Origin of the sequence: Corynebacterium provencense, from assembly GCA_900049755.1 — a bacterium.
Lineage (GTDB): Bacteria > Actinomycetota > Actinomycetes > Mycobacteriales > Mycobacteriaceae > Corynebacterium > Corynebacterium neomassiliense.
This window is the reverse complement of record LT160592.1, coordinates 951687-971958: the sequence shown is the minus strand read 5'-3', so window position 1 is coordinate 971958 and position 20272 is coordinate 951687. Positions and strand designations below refer to the sequence as shown.

Sequence of the window (20272 nt, the reverse complement as noted above, 5' to 3'; positions counted from 1 at the left end):
TCTCCTCTCACAGGTTGTCGAGGAAGTCGAGGACTTCCTCCTGGTCGAAATCGCCCAGGTCGCCGACCAACTGGCCCTTCTTCTCAGGGCGTGACCAGGGGTATTCCGGCATCTCATCGGCCGGCATTTTCGCTTTCTTCGCCCCCGCAGCCTGGGCGGTGACCACCGTGTTCGACTGCAGGGCCCACAGCACCGACCACAGCAGTGCGTCGGTCAGGCTGTACTCACGTCCTTCGGCAGTGTGGCGTGAATGCGGTCCCACGGGCGGGAGCCCCTGGGTAAGGACACGGAGTTTCCGCAGGGTGATCTCGCCCCGCCAATACCGAGCCATGTAGTCACAGCCCGGGTATGCGCGGTCGAGGGCAGCCTCTAGCGCCTCCGCGCCGCCGCACGACGCGAGGAGCGATTCGACCGTGTAGGGCGACCGTCAGCGTCAACCCCCGCGGTCAACTCCGCGTTGCGCTTGATGACGAGCATGAACATCATCCCCGTGCCACCGGCCTTGGCGAACTTCTCGTACTCCTTGTCGCCCATCCAGGCCCGGGCGATGATCTCACCGTCATTCGTCTCAGCGGCGTCATCGATGTCGTCCTGCTCCTCCTGGGACAGGGCGATCGGGTCCTTGAAGGTGAAGGTCTCGCCCTTGAACTCGAAGGGGACGCGCCCCTCGGTAGCGCCGGTGGCCTCCGCCCGCTGGGCGAGGATCTCGTCAAGATTGATTGCAGACATGTGGCAGGTCCTTTCAAATGAGGAAACCCCCGGCACCGGACGGTGCGGGGGTGTGAAAACGTGGGGCGGGTCAATGGTCGAGAGGGTGGGCCCGGGGCGACCCGCCAAGATTCCCCGGGCCCGCTGCTCACTCCCCGGAGGGGGGAGTTTCGAGAGCGGTCACACGGGCGACCAGTGCGTTGAAATCAGCGAGCGTGGGCACGTCGGCCGAGTCCGCTTTCGCGGACAAGGCCGTGTCCATCTGCGCTTTCGGGACCGCATGATCTTCGAGAGTCGCAGGCCCAACCCTCGTTGCACCATCCGTGCCACGCATAGCAAGGCTTCCGGCGGCTTTCGTCGAAGCTCCTACGGGGTACTGGTATGCTGCCCCATCGGCACCTATGCCGTACACGGTGTTCTTTGCGGTGCTTGAAGACACTTTTTTAGCAAGCTCAGCAGTGGTTGCTGCTCGCAGATCAGCGACACCCTGGGCAGCGGACGAGGCAGATTCAATGACGCCACCAAGAGCGCCTTCCAGCGCATTCAGATGGTCATGATCAACCTCAGCACCCGCCACCCAATCAGTCTTCGGCGTGTAGTCGGGCATGGGAATCACCTCAGCTTTCGGTGTGGTCCATCCCCGGGCAGCAAGCTCAGAGATGATGTACGGTGCGAGCACCTGCTCGCGGGTCGCGGTCGTGTAGTGCAATCCGTCACTGGTCAGCGACGGGGGCACCGTCTTCCCCGCCAGAGCGTCGAGATCAGCCTGCGTCGGCTCAACGCCGAGGATCGACAGCCCGTTGTCACGCACGTGACGCCAGATGTCGATCGTCTGATCCGGAAACGCGGCGAGCAGCGCGGCATGCTGATCCACCGCCGTCTGCCACGACGACGTTCCCTCCACGTTCGTCGTACCGGTCGTCCGACCAGCGACGAGGAACCGCGGCTCATCCACCGTCTCCCGCAGCCGGTCGACCATCGCAGTGACAGCAGACACCACACCGGTGACACGGGACTCCCCGGCGAACGCGGCGTCATTACCACCCACCCAGATGATGTGCAGGCACTCGGCCCACTCAGGGTGGTCTGCCACATCCTGGGAGATGAACGACGTCCCGGACGGAACCGCCACCTCGGAAGCCGGGGCGGTGGTCGGGGTGAAGCGCAAAGTACCGGCCCCCAGGGACCGATCCCACAGGGTGGTCGCGTTGCTGTCGGCAGTGGCAATCACCGTCAGCACACCCCGCACACCGGAGAGGACCACCGGCATGTCAGACGCGCCGAAGCGGATATTGCACGGGGCCACCGACGAGGACACCGGAACGTCCACCGCCTCCCCCGTCGTGGGGATCGTGCACGCCGCCGTGGTGGTCAGGACAATGCCGCCCTGACGCACCGCGACAGTGCCTGCCTCCTGGCCTGAGACACCACGGCCGATCGCCTCAGTGATCGTCTCCGACAGTGCCGGAAGACGATTGCCCCACGAGAACCCGGAGGTCTGGGAATCCCCGTAGCAAATGACCTTGTCAGTGCGAGAAACCGTCACACTGCCTCCTAACTAAGGACGAGTGGCAGAGGACCACCCACCCGCCCTGCTAGGGGTTTACGACAGTGACAGTGAGCGCCTTGGACGCGAACAGGGCGTTCTTGTCAGTGACACGCACGGTGACAGTCGCCTCACCCGCAGCAGTCGGAGTGCCCGACACAGTGCCATCAGCAGCCAGGGCCAGGCCCGCAGGCAGATCACCCGCAGTAACCGACCAGGCGTACGGGGCGGTACCGCCCGTAGCGGCCAGGGTCGCCGAGTACTCGGTGCCCACCGTGCCCTGCGGGAGAGTGGAAGTGGACACAGCCAGAGCCTCCACACCATCAGTCGACGAGGAAATCTCCCCCGCCTTCGTCCAGTCCTCGTTGAACTGCCAGCGAGCAGTGTTGCCCACAGCCTCCGGCTCAGTCCCCGAGTACTCGTGGCCCGCGGGGAACGTCGTGTAGGTCAGCTCCAGGCCGAAGATCTCATCCTTCTTCAGGACCAGGGCACCACGCTCAGAAATCTGCGCGTCAAGGAACGTCACCCGCTGCAGCTTCTTCTTGTCCACCATGTCCAGGGACAGCTGAACATGCTCGAACTCCGGCAGGGACTGCTGCCAGAACCCCTTACCGCCACCGGCGAGATCCTCGATCTCCGACTGGGGCACGCCCAGGAAGTTCGCCAGCTGACCGACACCCGACTCCCACAGGGTGATCTTCACACCCACAGTCGCCTGGGTGATGTCCACGCGAATCGCGGACGCCTCCTGCCACGGGATGTACTCCTGCTTCTCCTCATCGAAGCTGATCTCCACACCGTCCGGGGAGAGGTAGCCGAGGTTCGTATGAACCTCGGTGTCGTACTTGTCGTCGATCGCGACGATCGGAGTGCCGACCGCGGCAGTGCGCACCGCACCAGTCAGAGCGACCCGAGCCGCCCCCGCATTGAATCCCTGCAGTGTTTCCTGTGCAGACATAGTGTGTCCTCCTTGGGGTACACGAAACCCCCGGCCATTGCGGTCGGGGGTCAGAAGAATTGAAGAATGAAACGACCCCGCCAGGGGCCGGCAAAGCTCTAAGGACGCGTGTCCAAATCCACGACAGTGCCAACCACACGCACCTGCGGATTCAGATCCTCACGCGTCGAAAAATCGGGCACACTCACCGCCGTCACCGGGCACTCCTCCAAGTGCGGCAACTGGTGCAGCACACGCCGCACCCGCTCCCCCACCTCCATGCCCTGCAGCCGAGACGTGGCGAAAACCTCCACATCCAAACCGATCCCGTCGATGACCAAAGGGAACCCCTCACCACCGAACCCGGTGTGCTTCTCTTCCCCAGCGAGCAGATCGACCTGCACCACCGGCAAAGACTCCGTGAGGAGCTTCCCCTCCGGCAGGGAATCAGACACCGTGCAGTCCGGCAGGCACTCCTGCAGCACCCCGATGACCTGAAACACCACATGAAGATCAGCCACGAGACCTCCCCTCACGGCCAGCACGGAGAAGAATCTTCCCCACCCGCCGGTCCATGCCCTCCACACCATCATCGAAATCCGCGACCACATCCACAGACGTGCGGCCCGTCGGCAGAGGATGATCCCGGATCCGCACCGTCGCATCCAGACCAGCCCGCCCAAACTCCTTCCGAGCCCGGGCAGCGATCTGCGACGCACGCTTCTTCACCGCAGCCTTCACCGCAGGCTGATCCATCGCCAAGGCGAAAATCTCGTCAGCATCCAGCATCAGCCCACCCACCTTTCGACAGTGAACTCGTCATGCCCGATGCGGGAATGCACGATCCGACCAACCTCGCCCACCACCGACAACACCCCGGTGATCCCATCCACCAGAACCCCGTCAGTGTGCTCAAGATCGGGGATGTTCACCCCCCGCTCAGTGATGATCCGCCACCCCGTGCGCGCAAACTCACGAGTGCCACCCTCCGTCTCCTCCTGCAGAAGAATCGTCTGGAACTCCACACGCCACACTCCGGGCAGCACTGTCGCACCCTGGTCAGGGTCCAGGGTGATCTTCCCCAACTTCGGCGACCCCGGGTCCGGAACCCGGGCCGGTTTCACAACCCGCAGAGAGGTCGGCCACATCAGCGCGCCCGCCTCTCCGGCCACGACGGAGGCGGCGGGAAACACCCGCTCGACACCCCGAACAACGACAGGCCCAGACGCCGCTTCTGATCATCCGTGAGAACCAACTGCCCCCACGCGGTGCCCGAAGGATCCGCCCACGTCCCAGACTCCGACACCAGCCCCGCAGTCGTCGACGACGACACGCGACCAGCATCAGGCCCGGTGAGAATCACCGCGGACACCATCTCCAGGACGACCTGCTCAGCCTCATCGGACAACCACGGCGACGCGGCGACCTCGGCCAGAAAGTCACGCCCCTGCCGAGCGAACGCCGCGACGATCCGCGCCTCCGCCCTGCCGAGCAGTGCCTCCGCACGGTCCCGCTCGCTACCTGCCAACGGCCGGGGGAACAGGGCCTCGAAGTCCTCGATCGGGACGATCATGACAGCCTCCTCACGGCAGTGCTGCGATGAGCTCCTGCTTCGTCTTGAACTTCGACGGGTCCACGCCCACCGCACGGGCGTAGGCGTCCCACTTCTCACGGTTCATCGCCGGAGAAGGACGATCAGGACCATCGGCCACCGGAGTAGCCTCCGGTTCCGCAGTCGGAACCTGCGGAACAGGTTCCGGGGTAGCCGTGATAGTCGGAGCGTCAGCCTCATCGACAGCGATGTCCAGCGACACGAGACGCAGGGCCTCCTCATCGTCCAGGTCCAGGACGTCACCCCGGTGGTGCCCCACCAGTCGCCCTTGATCGTCCCGCCGCTGGAACAGCTTCGACGTCAGGACGATCCGCATCAGGCCTTCACGCCCTTGATCCACACGCCGGCAGACGGGTTGTGAACACCGACGATGCGCTTCTGCGTGACCTGCGTGCGGAAGAACTCGTTGGTCGGCACGTCGATCGGGCCGTTGACGGTCAGTGGGCGAGCATCCGAGTAGAACGCGAGATCCTTCGCCTGGCAGACGAGAGCGTCCTTGATCGGCCACCACTTCGGGATGACGACGTTGAGACCCATGAAGGTCGGGTAGACCTTGCCGGTGACCGCTGCATCATTCGGTGCGAGCGGCCCGTTGGCGTAGTGCTTCCACACGTTCTCCGAGGAGGCGAAAGCACCGAGCATCCCGAACGGGAGAATGAGAGTGTCCGGCTCGAAGATCAGCGCAGCCTCATTGTCCTCAACGGTGAGCTGCTCACCGAAGGAGTCGATGGCGGTGGCGACGTCACGGACAACATCCGCACCGGTCGCCGCCCACGCGGCGGTGGCAGCCTGGTCGCGGACAGAGGATTCCTGCAGGCTGCGAAGCAGGGACCGGGAGTTGTCCCGGACGACGGAGTTCTTCACCTGAGTGATCGCGTTCTGCACGTCGTACAGGCGGTTCTCGTCCCGCTGCTCGTAGGAGATCTCGAGAGCGCGGCCGGTCTTCTGCGCGAAGACGACCTTCTTCTCGCCCGTGACAACGCGGGTCGTCGGGATCTCGGCGAACTCGGACACGTCCGCGAGACCGTCCTCGGCAAACTGGGCGACGTTCTCAGTGAACGCGACCGAACCGGTGTTCGGGCCGGCGTCGGTGAACAGCTGCTCGACCACATCGTATTCCTTGATGTAGTCGTAGATGTCCTGGTTGAGGACCTTCGGAGCGCCGAGGATCTCTTCGACAGTGGCTTCCGGATTGTCGGAGAAACCTCCGACAGTGATCGGGGTGGTCATAGCCACCCTCCTTTCATTGTTGTGAGGGGTGGTTAGACCGCGAGGCGGACAAGGGCCCTGGTGCCCTTGATGGCGGTGACCTTGCCGACGACAGTGCCGAGCTCGTGTGCCTTGACCTTGCCGGCGGCAGCCACGCCAACGTTTCCGCCGACGGTCACGGTGCCGGCAGTTTCCAGCCACACTGCGGCAGGGGCGTACACGGCGCCGACGACAGCTGGGAGCGGCACGGACTGCAGGGAGGGGTACTCCTTCTGCCGGGGGGCAGCATCAGTGTGAGCCACACCGATGACAGTCTCCGCATCCTCCGCGGCGACGACAGCCCTACCCTCAGCGTTCAGCGCGAGGACCTGGCCACCGGTGACAGGCTCCGCAACCTCGAAGGTCTGCGGGCCGTGGTGAAAGACGATGTTGATAGCGCTCATCGTGCGCCTCCTATCGGTTCAGGGAGCGGCGGACCCGCTCCTCGCGTTCGGCGGTCGCCTGGTCGACGGCCGCCTTGTCGGTCCGGGCATGCCCGGCTTCGGCACGGTGCACGGTCCCCGCGGGGATCTGCGCCATGCGGGTCTCGGCGTCCTCCCGGTCGGCGAGCCATGCTGCCGCCCACCGCTTGCGGGCAGATGCACCGATCTTGTTGTCGCGGAATGCGGCATCGGCAAAAGCCTGGGCCTTTGCCTCGTGGTCGCGTTCCATCGCGGCGCGACCGTACGCGGCGGCCTCCTCCAGCTCAGCGAGTCGGGCACTGTCCACCAGGGTGGTGAGGGTGCCCGGGTCCGCCGGAGCGGCCGGCGCCGGGTCCTCAGGCTCGCCACCACCAGCGGCGGTCACAGTGACCGGGACAGTCAGGTCCACGGCCTCCGTGCCGGTCGCGGTGACGGTCAGCTCGACCTCATCGTCCGGCTCGGCACCCGCCGGGGCAGTGACAGTGAGGACACCCGTGGTCTCCTCAACCTCCGCAGTCCACCCCTCCGGGGCCTCCCCGACAGTGAAGGTCAGGCCCGGGGGAACCTCACCAGTCGGGGAGATCGTCACGGACCCGGTCGGAACCACAGTGGACTCCTCCGGGTAGGAAATGTCGACGGTGGACGTCACGGTGACTTCCTCCGCGAAGAACCGGGCCAGTGCGGCCCGCATCTTCTTCTCGTCCTGCCCGAACTCTCGGGCCAGGTCAGCAAGAGCGGACATGCCGCCCTCCTTTCGCTCATGTCCCGAAGGACGGTTGATTGTGGGTGCCGGGGCAGCCCGGCGACCCGCGTAACGGAACCGGGCCATCACCCCGGCCCGGCGGGATCTCGCCGCCACAGCGGCAGGGTCCTCAGGCTCCGCAGCCCTGGCATCCTCCACAGCGTCAGCGAGACCAGCGGCCACCGCCTCATCCGCCGTGAACCACGTCTCAGCTCGCATGATGTCCCGCCACTCATCGGCAGTCCCACCAGCCTTCGCCGCGTAGATGCCAGCCAAGGTCCCGGACAGTCGGTTCAGGTCCGCGGCGGACTTCTCCATCTCCGCCGCGTTCCCGTCCGCGTACGTCCACGCATCGTGGACCATGATCTCCGCACCAGGGCGGACAACCACCCGGTCGGCCCCGCCGACGATGATGAAAGACGCCGCAGACGCGGCCAGCCCCTCCACCACCGCAGTGACATTCCCCGCGTAGCCCCGCAGACTGTTCATGATCGCGAGACCACCGTGAACATCCCCGCCCGGACTGTTCACCCGGATTGTCAGATCCCCACCATCGAGCTCGCCCAGGCGAGTGGCAATGTCAGCAGCGTTGACGTCCCACCCGATTTCCCCGTAGATCAGCAGCTCATTCACGCTGCACCTCCTCCCCCGGCGGCTCCCCGTCCGGTGATTGCTCCGGAGGCTCACCCTCCGGCGTGATCGGATTCAGCCCCACAGCCCCGAGTGCCTGCTCCGGGGTGAAGCCCTGCCCCACAAGCACCTGCGCGGTGTCCACCAGAGTCTTCAACTCCGACGGAGCAGGCTTGCCAAGATTCGGATTGTCCTTCTTCGCAGCAGACAGGGGCTTCTTCGGCGGCAGCGCATACCGACGACGCCACTCCGCCTCCAGATCCGCATCAGGGATGAACAGGCCCGCATTGACCAGCAGGGCCATAGCCTCCGCCGTCAGCTCCTTCTTCGACCCGATCGGATCGAACGTGATCCGCGGGTAGGGGCCTTCCTCCCGGTCGAATGCGAGATTCACCAACCGCTCGACAAGGAACCGGTTCGCCGTCTCCGCGATGTTCTCCGCAATGGTCTGCAGCGAGTCCGTGAACGTCTGCGCCTGCACGTCGGCCAGCGCGTACGACCCACCACCACCATCAAGGTTCAGGAAGTGGGCCAGCACCGACCGTGCTATCTGACTGTCGTGGTACTCGATCGCGGTGCGAGGACTGATCGTCTGACCGGAAATACCCATCAGCTCAGCCTTCGCCCCGAACCGCAGGGACACCCCCGCGGTCTTGCCAGCACGGATGTTCGACGCGATCCGCTGATTCCGCTCCACCTCCTCATCCGACACGTCGGAGGATGCGTAGAGCACCGGGATTCCCATACCGTTACGGTCCAGGATGTCAGCCTCCAGGCGGAGGAAACTGTCCTTGTACACCCAGTGCTTGTACGCGGCCCGCAGAACACTCGACCCAGTCCACGACGTGTCCTCCGGGTCGTTGATGTACGCGATGAGGTTCGACACCGGCAGAACAATCTTCCGAACACCCTTCCGGCTCCCCGGTGGCGGCGCCTGCTCGATCGACTCCAGGCCCCCATCATCGGCAACGTTGATCGCCGTGATCGTCTCCGGCGGCCGGTACGCGATCTTGTGCAACCGATCCCGCCCCGACACCTCATCGAAGCGGAACACGATCTCGAAAAACGCATGCCCGAAGTCCAGCTCCTTCAACAACCAGTGCAGGTGCTCCGACCACGAAGCATGACCACCAGTACGGGCAGCAGGATCGAAATCGTCATCCCCGATGATCGGCAACCGCAGATCCTCCGCCACCGCCTGAACAACCTCAGGATCAGCACCATGAGGATCGACCCGCCACGTCGTCCGCTGTATCGGCAGCTTCACCGCCTTCAACACCGACCGGACCTGAGAATCCTCCCGGGCCATCCGCGAATACGGGCGAAGCGAATACGGCCACTTCAGCTCCCAGTTCGTCTCCGCCGTCCGAGCCGTAGCATCGAACACCGCATGACCAAGCTCAGCCACAGGCACCTCCTCAGAACTTCATCGACGCGAGCCGGGACCCTGTGGCCTCAACCTCCAGGGACATTCCCCCGCGCCTCACCTTCTTCGGCAGGGGCGCGAACTGCTGCACACCCCACATCGCCAAGGACACCGCCACCAGGTCACTGATCTCCCCCGAGAACCGCTCCCACGCGACACCGCCCTCCTTCGCCTCACGCAACGTCGCCACCACCACCGACTCGCGAAGCTTCGCATCATCCGACAGGGAGTACTGGCGATCATCGACACCCTGCAGGAAAGCCGCGCACGCCGCCGTCACCTCCGACCACTTCAGTCGCGTGACCTCCAACCCCGCCCGCTCCAGCGGGTCAATGAACACGCCCGCCGCGGACTTCGGGTCAATCAACACTGCCTGGGTCTTCTCCCCCACCGCTCCCAGAACCGCGGCAACAACCTCCGGGGCAGACATCCCACCACGCCAGCCCACAAGACCATGCACCCCGTCAGCAGTCCGACCCCCGGCAGCGATCGACACTGCTGACCGGTCCGGAGACGCGTCCACCGCAATCACATTGTGCGACATGGTCACCGGGCGATCAGACATCACCTCGTCCATCACCTCATCGGCGATGACCGGCTCGTGCTCATCCCCCGCGTTCTCATCGAACCAGGACCCCCACCCCAGAGCCTCGACCCCGAAGTTCATCCGACCAATCTCAGTGTTCATGCGGCGCATGATCTTCCGCATCTTCTTCGCATTCGAGATGACCCCGTAGCTCGGATTCCCGGTCCGCCACGTCAACTCATCCTCCGGGTCCATGTCCTCCGGTGCGGCGTACTCGGACAGATAGATCGGGTCCTCAGCATCGGGCTCCTGGGCGAGAGCCTGGGCGCGCATCGCGGACAGCTCCTGCCCCTTCTGGTGCTGCGGGAAATCCCGGTGCACCGCCGAGGACATGTAGAAGACCTGCGGATCCTCGGCAGCCTGAGACAGGAACGACAGTGCCGCGATCTCCGCGGCCGTCAGGTTGTACGCCTCGTCGTAGATCAGCAGGTCAACCTTCGTCAGACCACGACCCGCATCCTGCGACCGGGTGGTGAACACCACTCGGCCACCATTGGACAGGAAGATCGTCCCCCGACCCTGAGAACACGTGTGCGACAGGTGCAGCTTCATGAGGAACTTCCGCCCCTTCACGATCTTCCACGTCTGCTCCCACAGCTCCTTAGCCGTCTCCCACTGCTGCGCAGTGAACAGGACATTCTGCCCCAGGACGAAGATGCGGTAGATCACGACCAGCGCCACGATCAGCGACTTCCCGTTCTGTCGCGGACAGATCAGCACCGCATCCGAATGAACCCACCGGCCATCCGGGCCCGTCGCATTGATCGCATTCATCTCATGCTCCTGCCACGGCATCGGTTTCACCCCAGAACGCCGCGACAACTCAATGTTCTTCCGCCCGTGCTCATGATCCCCCGGGGCCTCACGAAGATTCAGCGGTGTCTGCTTCCCCGACAGTGTCGGGAAGTCCTCAGAGGTCTGCCAGTCCTCCCTCTTCGTCAGCGTCATCGTCGTCATAAGCCGACCTCCTCCGCCAGATCTCCGCGGTCAACTGCTTGAAGACCACCTCCGTCTGCCGCTGCTCCTGCAGCAGGGGGCCAAGCCTCAGCACGAACTCGCCCGGGTTGTCCGGGGTCGGCAGAATCCGCCCCCACGTGTCGTCATCGCGGGACGAGAGACGGTGCAGACGGTCCAACCGGTCCTGTACACGGCACGCCTCCACCACCAGGGCGTGCACATCAGCGGGATCCCGGGCGTCCTGCAGGCCGTCGAAGAGTGCCCGCCCGCCTGCCTCGAACGTTTCGGTGGCGAACCACTCCTCCAACGGGTCGCTCATAGGGGCCTCCTATCGCTGGTTGCCGTAGGTTTTCGGCCCCGCGTAAAAAAATCCTGACTGCACCAGAAGCGGCGGGGTCAGGATGGCATGCCTCCAGGATTTTCGGGGGGCGGGTGTCTCACGTTATGAGACGCTGACGTTTCCCCAGTCGAAGGTGGTGTCGGGCCCTGGTGTGGGTGGTGGGGGCCATCGGGGGTCGTCCTCTCCTGTGGTGAGTCGTATGGGGAGGGCGGGGAGGGTGTTGGGTGTGTGGAGGGCTGGTCTGCGGTTGTCTTGGTCTCCGGTGCCGCGTTGGCGGTTGCAGCGTGCGTGGAGGAGGCGGTCTGCGTGTTGTCCTCCGTGGGAGCGGCTGGTGGAATGGTCTGCGTCGAGTGCGTGGGTTCGGTCCATGGGGCGTCCGCACCACCAGCAGGTGTCTCCGGGTTTGAGGCGTCGGAGGAGGCGGTCTCTGGTTTGTTGGTGGGTCCATCCGAGTCCGGCTTGGGTGGTGGTGCGGTGTGCCATCGTTGGTCACCTCCCATGCGGTCGGGTGAGCTGGGCATGACGAAGCCCCTCGCACTCTGGTGAGAGTGGAGGGGCTTGCGGCGCCACTACTTACGCTTGTGCGCGTCTCGGGCGACTTGCCGGATCGCGTTCATATCCGGATTCACACCTGAGCTCTTCAGGTTGTCGGCGATCGCCTTCGCGGTTTCCTCGGGGGTCTTTCCCAGTGGGATGTCTCCGCCGATTCCTCCGAACGCATCCTCGATCGCTTTCTTGTTGATCTTCGCCATAGGCGCTCCTGTCTGTTGTGCGGGGCGGTGTTGCCCCGGCGGTGTGACAGTAGTCGGCGGTGCGGTCAGGGTGCCCTCGAGTGTTCGAGAGCGTGGTGGGTCGTCCTGGTGTTGGTCCAGGCTGCGCAGCGGGCGGCGTGTGGAGGGGTGTGCCTTGTGCCCGGGTGGGGCTGCTGCGGTGATCGCCGGATCACGACCCGTGTGTGGTGTGCCCGGGGCAGGGTGTGAATGGCCACTGCCCTGTCCCGGGGTGTTCCACCATGACTGGTGACGCGACGAGCCCCCGAGCGTGTCACCTCCCGGACAGACCAGCCGGGATGAGCGCATGCGAAAACCCCGGTGCGCCTCCCTTGTGGGGAAAGACGCCCGGGGTCGCGGATCGCTCAGGCGTAAGCCTACCACACATTTGGACATTCGGTCTAGTGGTCGATAACCGTGCTCGTCTTGAAGTGCTTCACCCCACCGATCGTGAAGTGCTCCACTCGGTTGCGCTGGCACCACTTGTACATCGCCTGCACTGACTTCCCGGTGGCGGTGGCGAGCTCTTCGATGGTGGCGAAGTCGGGCAGTTTCGGCCGGTCGGGTTCTGGTGGTTCGAACTGGTCTGCGAGTTCGCGGTGGACGCGGCGGAGTTCGTCCTCGGAGTCGGTCCACCAGTCCCGGGCGATGAGGTCGACACGGTGCCGGCGGAGCCATGCGACCCATGGGGCGAGGTCCGGTGCTCCGAACGGGCGGCCGTGGATGGTGAGGTCCATGGCGAGGTTCGCGCAGATCGGTTGGACGCGGGCGGTGAGATCCGCCTGCTGGTCGATGAGGTTGGTGGAGCAGGGCAGTTTCGATTTCGGTCCGACGGGTGCGCATCCGGCGTTGTCGCCTGAGGGGGCGGGCATGCCGGAGTCGAGGACTGCTTGGTCGAGGGCTTGGGCGAGGCGGTGCAGGTCGGTGAGGAAAGCGTGGGCTTCGGGCTCAGTGGTCATCGTCCCTCCACGTGGGTTGATCCGCCGGTGCTGTCCCCTGACCAGATGGATTCCTCCACCAGGACGATGTCCCTGATCGGTCTGCCGCCGCAGATGAGTGAGCATTCTCGCCTTCTGTCGTCTGGGGTCATGCCGTCGATAATGTCGGTGAGTGCGTCTCGGATCTCGGTGATGGTCATGTAGGTCTTCGGTCTCACTGTGCCCCTCCCAGAAGAGCTCGCTCAGCACGTCTGGAGATACGGTGGTGCGCTCGGCGAGCGGATTCCTGCACGTCTTCAGGCCAATCCGCAGGGCATGTCCTCGGGTTTAGGGCAGCTTGGACGATTTCGTCGGCCGCTCTCGCCACCATGTGTCGCGAAGCGGACTGCCTCACGCGGGCCAAGCTCATTGCAATGGGGGTGAGCCTCATGAGCGATTCGTCCTCGGTCATTTCTGGTCCTTGGTGAGCATGGTGTGGATGAACCGTCCGGTGAGGTCCAGGGCGTCATGCCGGTCCATGTTCTCCTCCCGGAGACCGTGGTAGAAGCCGGCGACCGCGGTGGAGAACACGGCGGTGAATACGCGCTGTTCTGATCTGGCTTCGTCTTCGGGGCTGATACCGAACTGTCCTGGGATCACTGGTCTGCCTCCTGGGTGATGGTGACCGGTCGGCTGATGTCAATGTGGGAGAGGTTGTCGGCGCTGATATCTACGGTGAGTTCCACGCTGGCGATGACTGGAACGGCGCTGTTGATTCGGACGCTTGAGCTTTCCATGATTCTGGTGATGTGTCCCTTGATCATTTTTCCTCCTGAATGAGTGAAGCCCCGCACGGTGGCGGGGCTGTGGTGGTTGGCGAGTGTGTCATTCCTCCGCCTCCTTGGTCCTCGTCATGTCTGTCATGAACTTTGCGTAGACCCCACTGTTCCGTTCCACCTGTGCTCCACGGACAGCTGCGGAGATGAAGAGGATGCCCCCGAAGATGATTCCGTGGGCGATGTCCTCACTTCCATTGATGATCTGGGCGAGTGACATCAACAGGGCGACGGTGGTCAGGTAGCTCATGATGGTGTCCGGGCTTGGCCGTTTCATTCTTCGGTCTCTTCCCGGGCCGTGCGGTGGCGGCCGATGATGTACGCGAGGGCGTCTTTCGGGACGGGGTGGAGGTCCCAGGCGTCGAGGCTGACGCACAGCTGGAGTGTCCCCGTCGACGACCAGGACACGGGGTCGGTCGCGTGTGTGTGCCCGTGGATGATCGGCTCCCCGAGGTCCCGGGGTCGCCACTGCACGTCCCGGTCCTCGGCTTTGTGATCGCCCTCGTACGGGTAGTGCGAGAGGATGCACCGGTGGCCGGCGATCTTCATCGTCCCGGTCGATGCGACACTGTCGACGACTCGGCTGTAGCTCCATAGGTGTCGGGCCGCTTTCGACCGGGACGGGTTGACGCAGTCATGATTCCCGGTGATGACGTGAAGTTCGATCCCGCACTCGTCGAGGCGTTCGGCGAAACTGCGGATTGTTTCGATCTCTCGCTCCGGGGTGTCCCACCCGGATACGAGGTCTCCGAGGACCCACAGTCGAGAATCGTGGGGAACGGTGTTCCGGATGTGGTCCCACACGGTCTGGTCGTGTTCTTCGGAGGTGGTGAAGCCGCGGAGTTTCGCGACGGCTTCGTGTCCCATGTGCAGGTCGGCGGTGAGGAAGTCTCTCATGACTCTGCCTCCCACAGGACAGTGACGGGGCCGTGGCTGAGGACTTCTTCGTCGCTGAGGCAGGCCCCGTTGATCATGGTCACACCCTGGTCGGTGATTCCTCCGGGCCAGCCGCGGCCATCGCGGATGATGCTGGTTGCGGCGAGCTGCTCGAGCTCCTCGGAGTCGGTGATGACACGCGGGGCCGGGACAAAGCGAGACACCAGGGTGATTTCGGGGTCTTTCTCAAAGACCACGGATCCGGCTTCTCTGAAAGTGCTCCAAGGCCTGTGGTACTGCGCGGCCCTCACGGCAGTCCGCCGTTCTCCGTCAACCTCCACGATCCACGGTTCCCCGGACGGTACGTCGGCAGGGTCGGGGTTCGCCTGCTGGTCAGGGGCAACATTTGCCTCGGATGCAATAGTTGCCGCGTTTCCTCCGGCGACGAGCCGTTCTACCACGCGCTGTCGTTCGAGCGCGTACTCCTTCCAGTAAGCCTGCTCAGCGGTGAGTCGTTCCACCTCGGCGTTTAGCCGTTCGCGGGCTGCTCTCAGCTGCTCCACCTCAGCTTCGGCGTCATCGCGTTCTTCGCTCGCTTCACGCTCTGCCTTCTTCCACCGTTCCACCTCGGCGCGGGTCTCGGCAAGAGTGACGAGGAGATCTGCGACATCTTCCGAGTACATTTCGCAGTCATTCTCGTCCTGCTCCTGCCAGGTCTTGGCAGCAGCACGGGCTTCGTCCCGTTCCTGCTCGACCTGCTCGGCGAGGACGGCAAGGTCCTGCATCGATCTCGCATCTACAGACCTGCCTTCATCGCGGAAGATTCTCTCCCACCCCCGCAGCTCTCCCACGAGTGTGGAGGCCGGGTCGTCCACGGTGGCGAGAACGGCCTTAGCGGATTCTACGAGGTCGTCGCTGTAACTCCCGGGGCGGGCTGCCACCCCTCTCGCGAACGCAGTCAGGAACTTAGCCTGCGGGTCGGTGATGTCAGTCATTGGTGGTCTCCTGTCGGGGAAGGATTTTGATGGTTCGACCTTCGTCTTGGATGTGGACTTCACAACCGTTGGGGTAGGCGTCCCGATGGTCGAGTACGCGGCGCTCTTTCTCTGTCACAACGCACACGCGTGTCACGTCAGGCAGATCAAGTGCGGGCATTAGGCCGGTTATTGGCCTTTTAAGTCCGAGCGCTTCGTCGTAAATCCTGCGATCAATTTCCATGCTTCTATAGACCGCGTTTAGCGCTTCTTCGAGACGACGGGCTTCGAAGCTGGCAGTATTGAGCGCGTCCTCTTTCGTCTCCATCTCGTCGAGTCTCCGCCCGGTTCCCACACACCACGCGACGGCGAGGAGTGCGAGCAACCCGACGGCGAGGACGATCACGATCTCTGCGTTGCTCATGCTTCCTCCATTGCGGCGGCGGTGAGAATCCCGGCGAGCTCCAAAGCCTCGGCACGGGTCAAGATAATAAAGCCAAGCCCTAAGTCGAACCGGATATACCGATCGTCGGTCACACAACGGCGTACGTATTCGTAGTTAATGTCGTGTTCCGGGAAGAATCGGCCCTTCTCGTCCGGGACGGGCAAGGCAAGGATCGGATAGGTGCGGAGCAGGTCGTAGACCCTGTCCCAGTCAGCGCCCGTAAGGTCCGGGTACTTGTCACACAGGATGTCGAAGGCTGGCAGGCGGAGAGTGGCCTCTCTAGCGACGATTTCCCGCAGTCGCTTCTCACTGGTCATCGGTGCGCTCCTCGGCGTAGGTGGCGGCTGCGATGGTCATGTCCGATGCCCTCCCGAGGAACCACCTGCCAGCCGCTAGCAGCTGCTCCGAAGTGACACCCCCGACCGAAACGGACTCCTTCTCCGCCCACGGCCACACTGAGATCGTGCTCACCCGGTCAACCACTCCTGCGCCAATGTGCAGGCAGGTGGAACCAGCCGCATCTGGGTCACGGACGCCGAGCGCGGGAGCCTGCGACACTCGACGCTCATGAGGCCACCGGTTCAGCAGCCACGCCAAGCTCCTCCCAGCCTCACTCTCGAGGTCCTGCGACAGGCGGATACAGTCCTCCAGGGTTGGCTCCGGGTAGAGCCGTGGAATGCTTGCGGAATCCTCGAGCGCTTCCTCGAGTGACCGCACAGTGTCTTCTCGGCTCTTCGACGATGACGTGCCGGCGCACTGTGGGATGTTCTCGTGGGTGATGACACGCGGGTCATGGTCTGCAATGAGTTCGGCCGCCGCGTGCGGGTCGATGTTAGCGAGCCGCGCCGCCTTGTCGATGATCTCCTGGGGGTCTTGCGCGAAGCAGCCGTGCCTGCGCCAAAGCGCGGCGATGTGCCCGACGGTGATGGTGTCTGGCTGGTCGAAGAGGCTGGGGTTCGTCATGTCAGTACCTCCAGGTCTGATACGTGCTGTGTCGTGGGTGTCCGGTGAGCCAGCGGGCGATCCGGGCACGCCACGAGCGGGGCCGGCGGACAGGCTGCGGGCGGAAGTGTGGGCGGGTCATTGTTCGATCACTTCCAGCAGGTGGTCGTCGTTGATGGTCTGGAGTGCGCAGGTGACGGCGTCGTCACGGTGCAGGCAGCACACGGGCACTTCGAAGCGGACCAGGAAGTCGCGGGGTTCGGGGACGATGTCGTGGACGGGATCGGTCATCGTGCACCCCGCGAGCGCTGTTCCTCGGCCCACCTGAACGCTTGCAGGTCACTCAGGACGCACAGGAGATCTTCAATGTCTTCGTCTGTGATCTGGAAGCACAGCGAGCTACCGGTTCGATCTAGCTGCATGGTCCCGCTCGGGAACACGTTCACACGCCACTTGCCGCAATCCGTCGGCGGCCGGTTCATCGTGCTCCCCCTGCTGCCAGCCACGAGTCGAGCTCATGCTTCGACCGGCGTGCCAACGGCACCCTGTCGGCAAGGTTCTTGCCCTTTGCCCGGCATGGCAGGCAGCGAGTGTCCGTGGGGTGGCGGGTGGTGGTCTCCTTGCCGCATTCGGTGCAGGTGATGCGCCGGCGGCCACGGGGGCGGGTCATTGAATCTCCTTGACGGTGATGAGGGCCCCGGGTGTTTCCCCGGGGGTCTGGTAGCGCTTGACGGCAGTGATCGCACGGACCCGGTTGTCGTCGACGTAAGCGACCCCCGACAGGGCATCGAGGGTGGAGCGGATCAACTTGTCCAGGTCCGGTTTGCGGACCATGTGCACGACCCGCTTCGGCAGGGACTTGGGCCTGGGGAGGATGAACTCGACTCCCACGTCGACGGGCCCGTCGATCGGTTCGGTGTGCAGGTGTGCTCGGGTGGCGGCTTGGGCGACGGCGACGCGCCAGGGTTTGACCTTTTTCGATGATTCGACGAGGACGACTCGGCCGCCGCGGATGTACCCGGTTTTGCTGCCCTGGGGTGCGGGCACCCCGGACACGCGGAAAGTACTCATGCTGTCTCCTGGAGGATGAGGTGCCGGAGGGCGGCGGCTGCTTGTTGGGGGCAGACGCCGTTGCCGATGGCTTTGAGCTGTTGTGCCCGGGTGATGCCGGGCACCCCGGTGACCCACCCCGGGGGGAGGCCCATCATCCATTCAGCCCATGCGGGGTCGAGTTCGGCCCGGGCTTCGGGGAATCGGGTGCCCCACAGGTCCGGGTCGTGGTGGGTGACCGTGTCGCGGGTGGGGAGGGGTGGTTCCCCGTGGATCAGTGCCCACCGGAGGACCGCGGGGGCAGCGTCCCCCCACCTACTGTGGGCGTCACGCATGATGTCGGTGGCTCCACCAGGCCAGGCCAATGCGTTGTCACTGTCGTAATCCCCGGGGATCGTCGGCGCCGGTCCCCCGGCGAGTCGTTCCGCTTCCCGTCGGATGCTGTCGGAGTCGGCAGGGTGAGCAATGAGGAAGACCCGCTCCCGGTGGTGCGGGGCTCCGATGTCGGAAGCTCGAAGAGTTGTCCATCTCGCGTCATACCCGAGGGTGGCAAGGTCTCCGAGTACGCGACCGAGAGCCCGAAGATGTCCTCCGACTCCACCCAGAAGTCCTGTTCCGGGTCCCATGTCGCCGTCGGCCGCCGATATTGCTTCGGCACTGAGTGCCCCTTTCACGTTCTCCCACACCACCAGGCGGGGACGGATGATAGCGATTGCTTCTCGCATGGACACCCACAGGTTGGAGCGGGTGCCGTCGGTCATGCCCCGGCGGGCACCGGCGAGGCTGAGGTCCTGGCAGGGCGAGCCGCCGGTGATGATGTCGACTGGTGGGAGGGCATCCCAGTCCACGGCAGTCACATCCCGGTGGTTCGGCACGTGCGGCCAGTGGTGCGCGAGGATCCGGGACGGAGCATCATCCCACTCGCAGAACCATGCGGGTCGGGCGCCGGTGACCGCTTCGACAGCCATGTCCAGGCCCCCATAGCCACTGAACATCGACCCGATCGTGGGGATCATGCTGCTGCCTCGGGGGTCATGCTGAGTTTGAGCATCAGCCGGTCCAGGTCATCTGCGGCGATCGTCTTCATCCGCCCGGCAGCAATAGATTCCACGGCCTCGATCATCATCTTCAAGCGAGAAGCCACCGTGGCAGCGCCCATCCGGTAGTTCGCTCGCTTGCCCGCCAGGACGACAGCACGGGGATTGTGCGCTGCGATCTCCGCGCCCATCCGGGCGACGACCTCAGCGGGAATGGGCACGCGTCGGCGGGCCATGTTGCGGGCATTGTCGGTGAAACCGCTGACAGCGTGCTCGTCCGGGTCGTCGATGTCATCCCATGCGGCGGGCGGGGCCCAGTTCCGGGCGAGAGCTTCCGGGGTGGGGCCGGTGTCACGGATACGACCGCCGGTGTGCTCATCAACCCAGTCGTACAGGTGCACGATTCGGCGGCTGATGGTGGGCGATTTGATCACACTGCGCGAGTCCGTGGACCAGGTAATGACGTCAGAGACACGGGCCTGGATCCTCGAGGCGATCCAGTCGGGGGCGTAGCCCTGCGCTTGGAGGGCTCGGAGTCGGCGGCGGAGCGCCTGCGGACTGCGGGGCCGGTGGAAGTCCCGGAGCATGCATGCGTGCCAGGCGGCTTCGTCCATGGCCCTGTCCCAGGTGGGCCAGTCGGTGGGCCATGAACCGGGTGGGGAGCACACCCACATGCGGGTCCGGTGGTCGTAGTGGACGGTGATTCGTGTGTCCATCAGTGGACTCCTGTGCTGCCGAGTCCAGCGTTCCCACGCGTGGTGGTGGTGTCGAGGTCGTCTACTTCGGTGAGGACGACGTGCGGGACCTCTTTGACGACGAGTTGGGCGATGCGGTCGCCCTCCTCCCACGACCAGGGCTCGTGCCCGTGGTTGATGAGGATGGCGCGGACCTCACCCCGGAAGCCGGCGTCGACGGTGCCCGGGGCGTTGAGGACAGTCACCGCGTGGTTGGCGGCGAGTCCGGAGCGGGGGCGGATCTGTGCTTCCCAGCCGCGTGGGAGTGCGAGGCGGATGCCGGTGGGGATGGGTGCCCATTCGCCGGGGTTGAGGATGCCGGTGGTGGCTGCGCGGAGGTCGATTCCGGCGTCGTCGGGGTGTGCTTTCGACGGCCGGTGCAGGCTCGCGTAGGCGGGTCGGCAGAGTTGGTAGTTGATTCTCATGGTGTGGTCCTTCTGGATGGCGTGAAAAACGGCCCCAGCGTTGCGCTGCGGGCCGGTCATGGTGAACGTGGGGAGTTGTGAGGGGTGTGGGGGTTGGGAGCCGCTAACGGTC

The 20272-nt window shown here is 64.6% G+C and carries 32 protein-coding genes; all 32 read right to left on the bottom strand.

Annotated features, from left to right (window positions below; genetic code table 11):
- Positions 1-7: 7 nt before the first annotated feature.
- The gene (locus BN3906_RS04565) at positions 8-262 is read right to left on the bottom strand and encodes a hypothetical protein (protein ID WP_261796837.1); all 255 of its coding nucleotides are present in this window, start codon (positions 260-262) and stop codon (positions 8-10) included.
- A gap of 107 nt (positions 263-369) precedes the next feature.
- Positions 370-729, bottom strand: coding sequence for a hypothetical protein (locus BN3906_RS04560; RefSeq protein ID WP_066584709.1), 360 nt, complete (start codon positions 727-729; stop codon positions 370-372).
- Between the two features lie 127 nt (positions 730-856).
- On the bottom strand, positions 857-2254 hold the full coding sequence (locus BN3906_RS04555; RefSeq protein ID WP_066584707.1) for an SGNH/GDSL hydrolase family protein: 1398 nt from the start codon (positions 2252-2254) through the stop codon (positions 857-859).
- Positions 2255-2303: 49 nt separating this feature from the next.
- Positions 2304-3212 (bottom strand): Ig domain-containing protein, encoded by a 909-nt coding sequence (locus BN3906_RS15000; RefSeq protein ID WP_066584705.1) that lies wholly within the window; start codon positions 3210-3212, stop codon positions 2304-2306.
- A gap of 98 nt (positions 3213-3310) precedes the next feature.
- Entirely contained in the window at positions 3311-3712 is a 402-nt protein-coding gene (locus tag BN3906_RS04545) for a hypothetical protein (RefSeq protein ID WP_066584703.1), read from the bottom strand.
- Positions 3705-3980 (bottom strand): hypothetical protein, encoded by a 276-nt coding sequence (locus BN3906_RS04540; protein ID WP_147592766.1) that lies wholly within the window; start codon positions 3978-3980, stop codon positions 3705-3707. Before BN3906_RS04540 ends, BN3906_RS04545 begins: the two co-directional genes overlap by 8 nt.
- The gene (locus BN3906_RS04535; RefSeq protein WP_147592764.1) at positions 3980-4276 is read right to left on the bottom strand and encodes a hypothetical protein; all 297 of its coding nucleotides are present in this window, start codon (positions 4274-4276) and stop codon (positions 3980-3982) included. The genes BN3906_RS04540 and BN3906_RS04535 overlap by 1 nt, the downstream gene beginning before the upstream one ends.
- A gap of 62 nt (positions 4277-4338) precedes the next feature.
- Positions 4339-4764 (bottom strand): Gp19/Gp15/Gp42 family protein, encoded by a 426-nt coding sequence (locus BN3906_RS04530; protein ID WP_066584699.1) that lies wholly within the window; start codon positions 4762-4764, stop codon positions 4339-4341.
- A gap of 10 nt (positions 4765-4774) precedes the next feature.
- Positions 4775-5119, bottom strand: a complete 345-nt coding sequence (locus BN3906_RS04525) for a hypothetical protein (protein WP_066584696.1) — start codon at positions 5117-5119, stop codon at positions 4775-4777.
- Positions 5119-6033 (bottom strand): phage major capsid protein, encoded by a 915-nt coding sequence (locus BN3906_RS04520; protein WP_066584694.1) that lies wholly within the window; start codon positions 6031-6033, stop codon positions 5119-5121. Before BN3906_RS04520 ends, BN3906_RS04525 begins: the two co-directional genes overlap by 1 nt.
- A 32-nt stretch (positions 6034-6065) precedes the next feature.
- Positions 6066-6455, bottom strand: a complete 390-nt coding sequence (locus tag BN3906_RS04515) for a hypothetical protein (RefSeq protein ID WP_066584684.1) — start codon at positions 6453-6455, stop codon at positions 6066-6068.
- A 10-nt stretch (positions 6456-6465) separates the two neighbouring features.
- The gene (locus BN3906_RS04510; RefSeq protein WP_066584677.1) at positions 6466-7848 is read right to left on the bottom strand and encodes a head maturation protease, ClpP-related; all 1383 of its coding nucleotides are present in this window, start codon (positions 7846-7848) and stop codon (positions 6466-6468) included.
- On the bottom strand, positions 7841-9253 hold the full coding sequence (locus tag BN3906_RS04505) for a phage portal protein family protein (RefSeq protein WP_187119884.1): 1413 nt from the start codon (positions 9251-9253) through the stop codon (positions 7841-7843). The genes BN3906_RS04510 and BN3906_RS04505 overlap by 8 nt, the downstream gene beginning before the upstream one ends.
- A gap of 10 nt (positions 9254-9263) precedes the next feature.
- On the bottom strand, positions 9264-10814 hold the full coding sequence (locus BN3906_RS04500; RefSeq protein ID WP_066584672.1) for a terminase large subunit domain-containing protein: 1551 nt from the start codon (positions 10812-10814) through the stop codon (positions 9264-9266).
- Positions 10768-11133 (bottom strand): hypothetical protein, encoded by a 366-nt coding sequence (locus tag BN3906_RS04495; protein WP_066584670.1) that lies wholly within the window; start codon positions 11131-11133, stop codon positions 10768-10770. The genes BN3906_RS04500 and BN3906_RS04495 overlap by 47 nt, the downstream gene beginning before the upstream one ends.
- 590 nt (positions 11134-11723) lie before the next feature.
- Positions 11724-11906 (bottom strand): hypothetical protein, encoded by a 183-nt coding sequence (locus tag BN3906_RS04490; RefSeq protein ID WP_066584668.1) that lies wholly within the window; start codon positions 11904-11906, stop codon positions 11724-11726.
- 419 nt (positions 11907-12325) lie between these two features.
- Entirely contained in the window at positions 12326-12883 is a 558-nt protein-coding gene (locus BN3906_RS04485) for a hypothetical protein (protein ID WP_066584665.1), read from the bottom strand.
- The gene (locus tag BN3906_RS04480) at positions 12880-13080 is read right to left on the bottom strand and encodes a hypothetical protein (protein ID WP_066584662.1); all 201 of its coding nucleotides are present in this window, start codon (positions 13078-13080) and stop codon (positions 12880-12882) included. Before BN3906_RS04480 ends, BN3906_RS04485 begins: the two co-directional genes overlap by 4 nt.
- 229 nt (positions 13081-13309) lie before the next feature.
- Positions 13310-13501 (bottom strand): hypothetical protein, encoded by a 192-nt coding sequence (locus BN3906_RS04475; RefSeq protein ID WP_066584661.1) that lies wholly within the window; start codon positions 13499-13501, stop codon positions 13310-13312.
- Positions 13498-13665 (bottom strand): hypothetical protein, encoded by a 168-nt coding sequence (locus BN3906_RS14665; protein ID WP_154669489.1) that lies wholly within the window; start codon positions 13663-13665, stop codon positions 13498-13500. Before BN3906_RS14665 ends, BN3906_RS04475 begins: the two co-directional genes overlap by 4 nt.
- A 61-nt stretch (positions 13666-13726) precedes the next feature.
- A complete protein-coding gene (locus BN3906_RS04470; RefSeq protein ID WP_147592760.1) occupies positions 13727-13954 on the bottom strand; it encodes a hypothetical protein in 228 nt (75 codons plus the stop codon).
- Entirely contained in the window at positions 13951-14574 is a 624-nt protein-coding gene (locus tag BN3906_RS04465) for a metallophosphoesterase (protein WP_078057099.1), read from the bottom strand. Before BN3906_RS04465 ends, BN3906_RS04470 begins: the two co-directional genes overlap by 4 nt.
- Positions 14571-15548 (bottom strand): hypothetical protein, encoded by a 978-nt coding sequence (locus BN3906_RS04460; RefSeq protein WP_066584653.1) that lies wholly within the window; start codon positions 15546-15548, stop codon positions 14571-14573. Before BN3906_RS04460 ends, BN3906_RS04465 begins: the two co-directional genes overlap by 4 nt.
- A complete protein-coding gene (locus tag BN3906_RS04455) occupies positions 15541-15951 on the bottom strand; it encodes a hypothetical protein (RefSeq protein WP_066584651.1) in 411 nt (136 codons plus the stop codon). The genes BN3906_RS04460 and BN3906_RS04455 overlap by 8 nt, the downstream gene beginning before the upstream one ends.
- Positions 15948-16289, bottom strand: coding sequence for a hypothetical protein (locus tag BN3906_RS04450; RefSeq protein WP_066584649.1), 342 nt, complete (start codon positions 16287-16289; stop codon positions 15948-15950). The genes BN3906_RS04455 and BN3906_RS04450 overlap by 4 nt, the downstream gene beginning before the upstream one ends.
- Positions 16279-16935, bottom strand: coding sequence for a hypothetical protein (locus tag BN3906_RS04445; protein ID WP_066584646.1), 657 nt, complete (start codon positions 16933-16935; stop codon positions 16279-16281). The genes BN3906_RS04450 and BN3906_RS04445 overlap by 11 nt, the downstream gene beginning before the upstream one ends.
- A gap of 117 nt (positions 16936-17052) precedes the next feature.
- Complete coding sequence (locus BN3906_RS14660; RefSeq protein WP_154669488.1) at positions 17053-17205, bottom strand: hypothetical protein; 153 nt, start codon at positions 17203-17205, stop codon at positions 17053-17055.
- A gap of 187 nt (positions 17206-17392) precedes the next feature.
- Complete coding sequence (locus BN3906_RS14385; RefSeq protein ID WP_147592758.1) at positions 17393-17584, bottom strand: hypothetical protein; 192 nt, start codon at positions 17582-17584, stop codon at positions 17393-17395.
- Positions 17581-17985: a RusA family crossover junction endodeoxyribonuclease gene (locus BN3906_RS04435; RefSeq protein ID WP_066584640.1), complete on the bottom strand. Its 405-nt coding sequence runs from the start codon at positions 17983-17985 to the stop codon at positions 17581-17583. Before BN3906_RS04435 ends, BN3906_RS14385 begins: the two co-directional genes overlap by 4 nt.
- Positions 17982-18980: a DNA cytosine methyltransferase gene (locus BN3906_RS04430; RefSeq protein ID WP_066584637.1), complete on the bottom strand. Its 999-nt coding sequence runs from the start codon at positions 18978-18980 to the stop codon at positions 17982-17984. Before BN3906_RS04430 ends, BN3906_RS04435 begins: the two co-directional genes overlap by 4 nt.
- On the bottom strand, positions 18977-19717 hold the full coding sequence (locus BN3906_RS04425; protein WP_066584634.1) for a hypothetical protein: 741 nt from the start codon (positions 19715-19717) through the stop codon (positions 18977-18979). Before BN3906_RS04425 ends, BN3906_RS04430 begins: the two co-directional genes overlap by 4 nt.
- Positions 19717-20160, bottom strand: coding sequence for a dUTP diphosphatase (gene dut / locus BN3906_RS04420; RefSeq protein ID WP_066584631.1), 444 nt, complete (start codon positions 20158-20160; stop codon positions 19717-19719). Before dut ends, BN3906_RS04425 begins: the two co-directional genes overlap by 1 nt.
- Positions 20161-20272 lie beyond the last annotated feature (112 nt).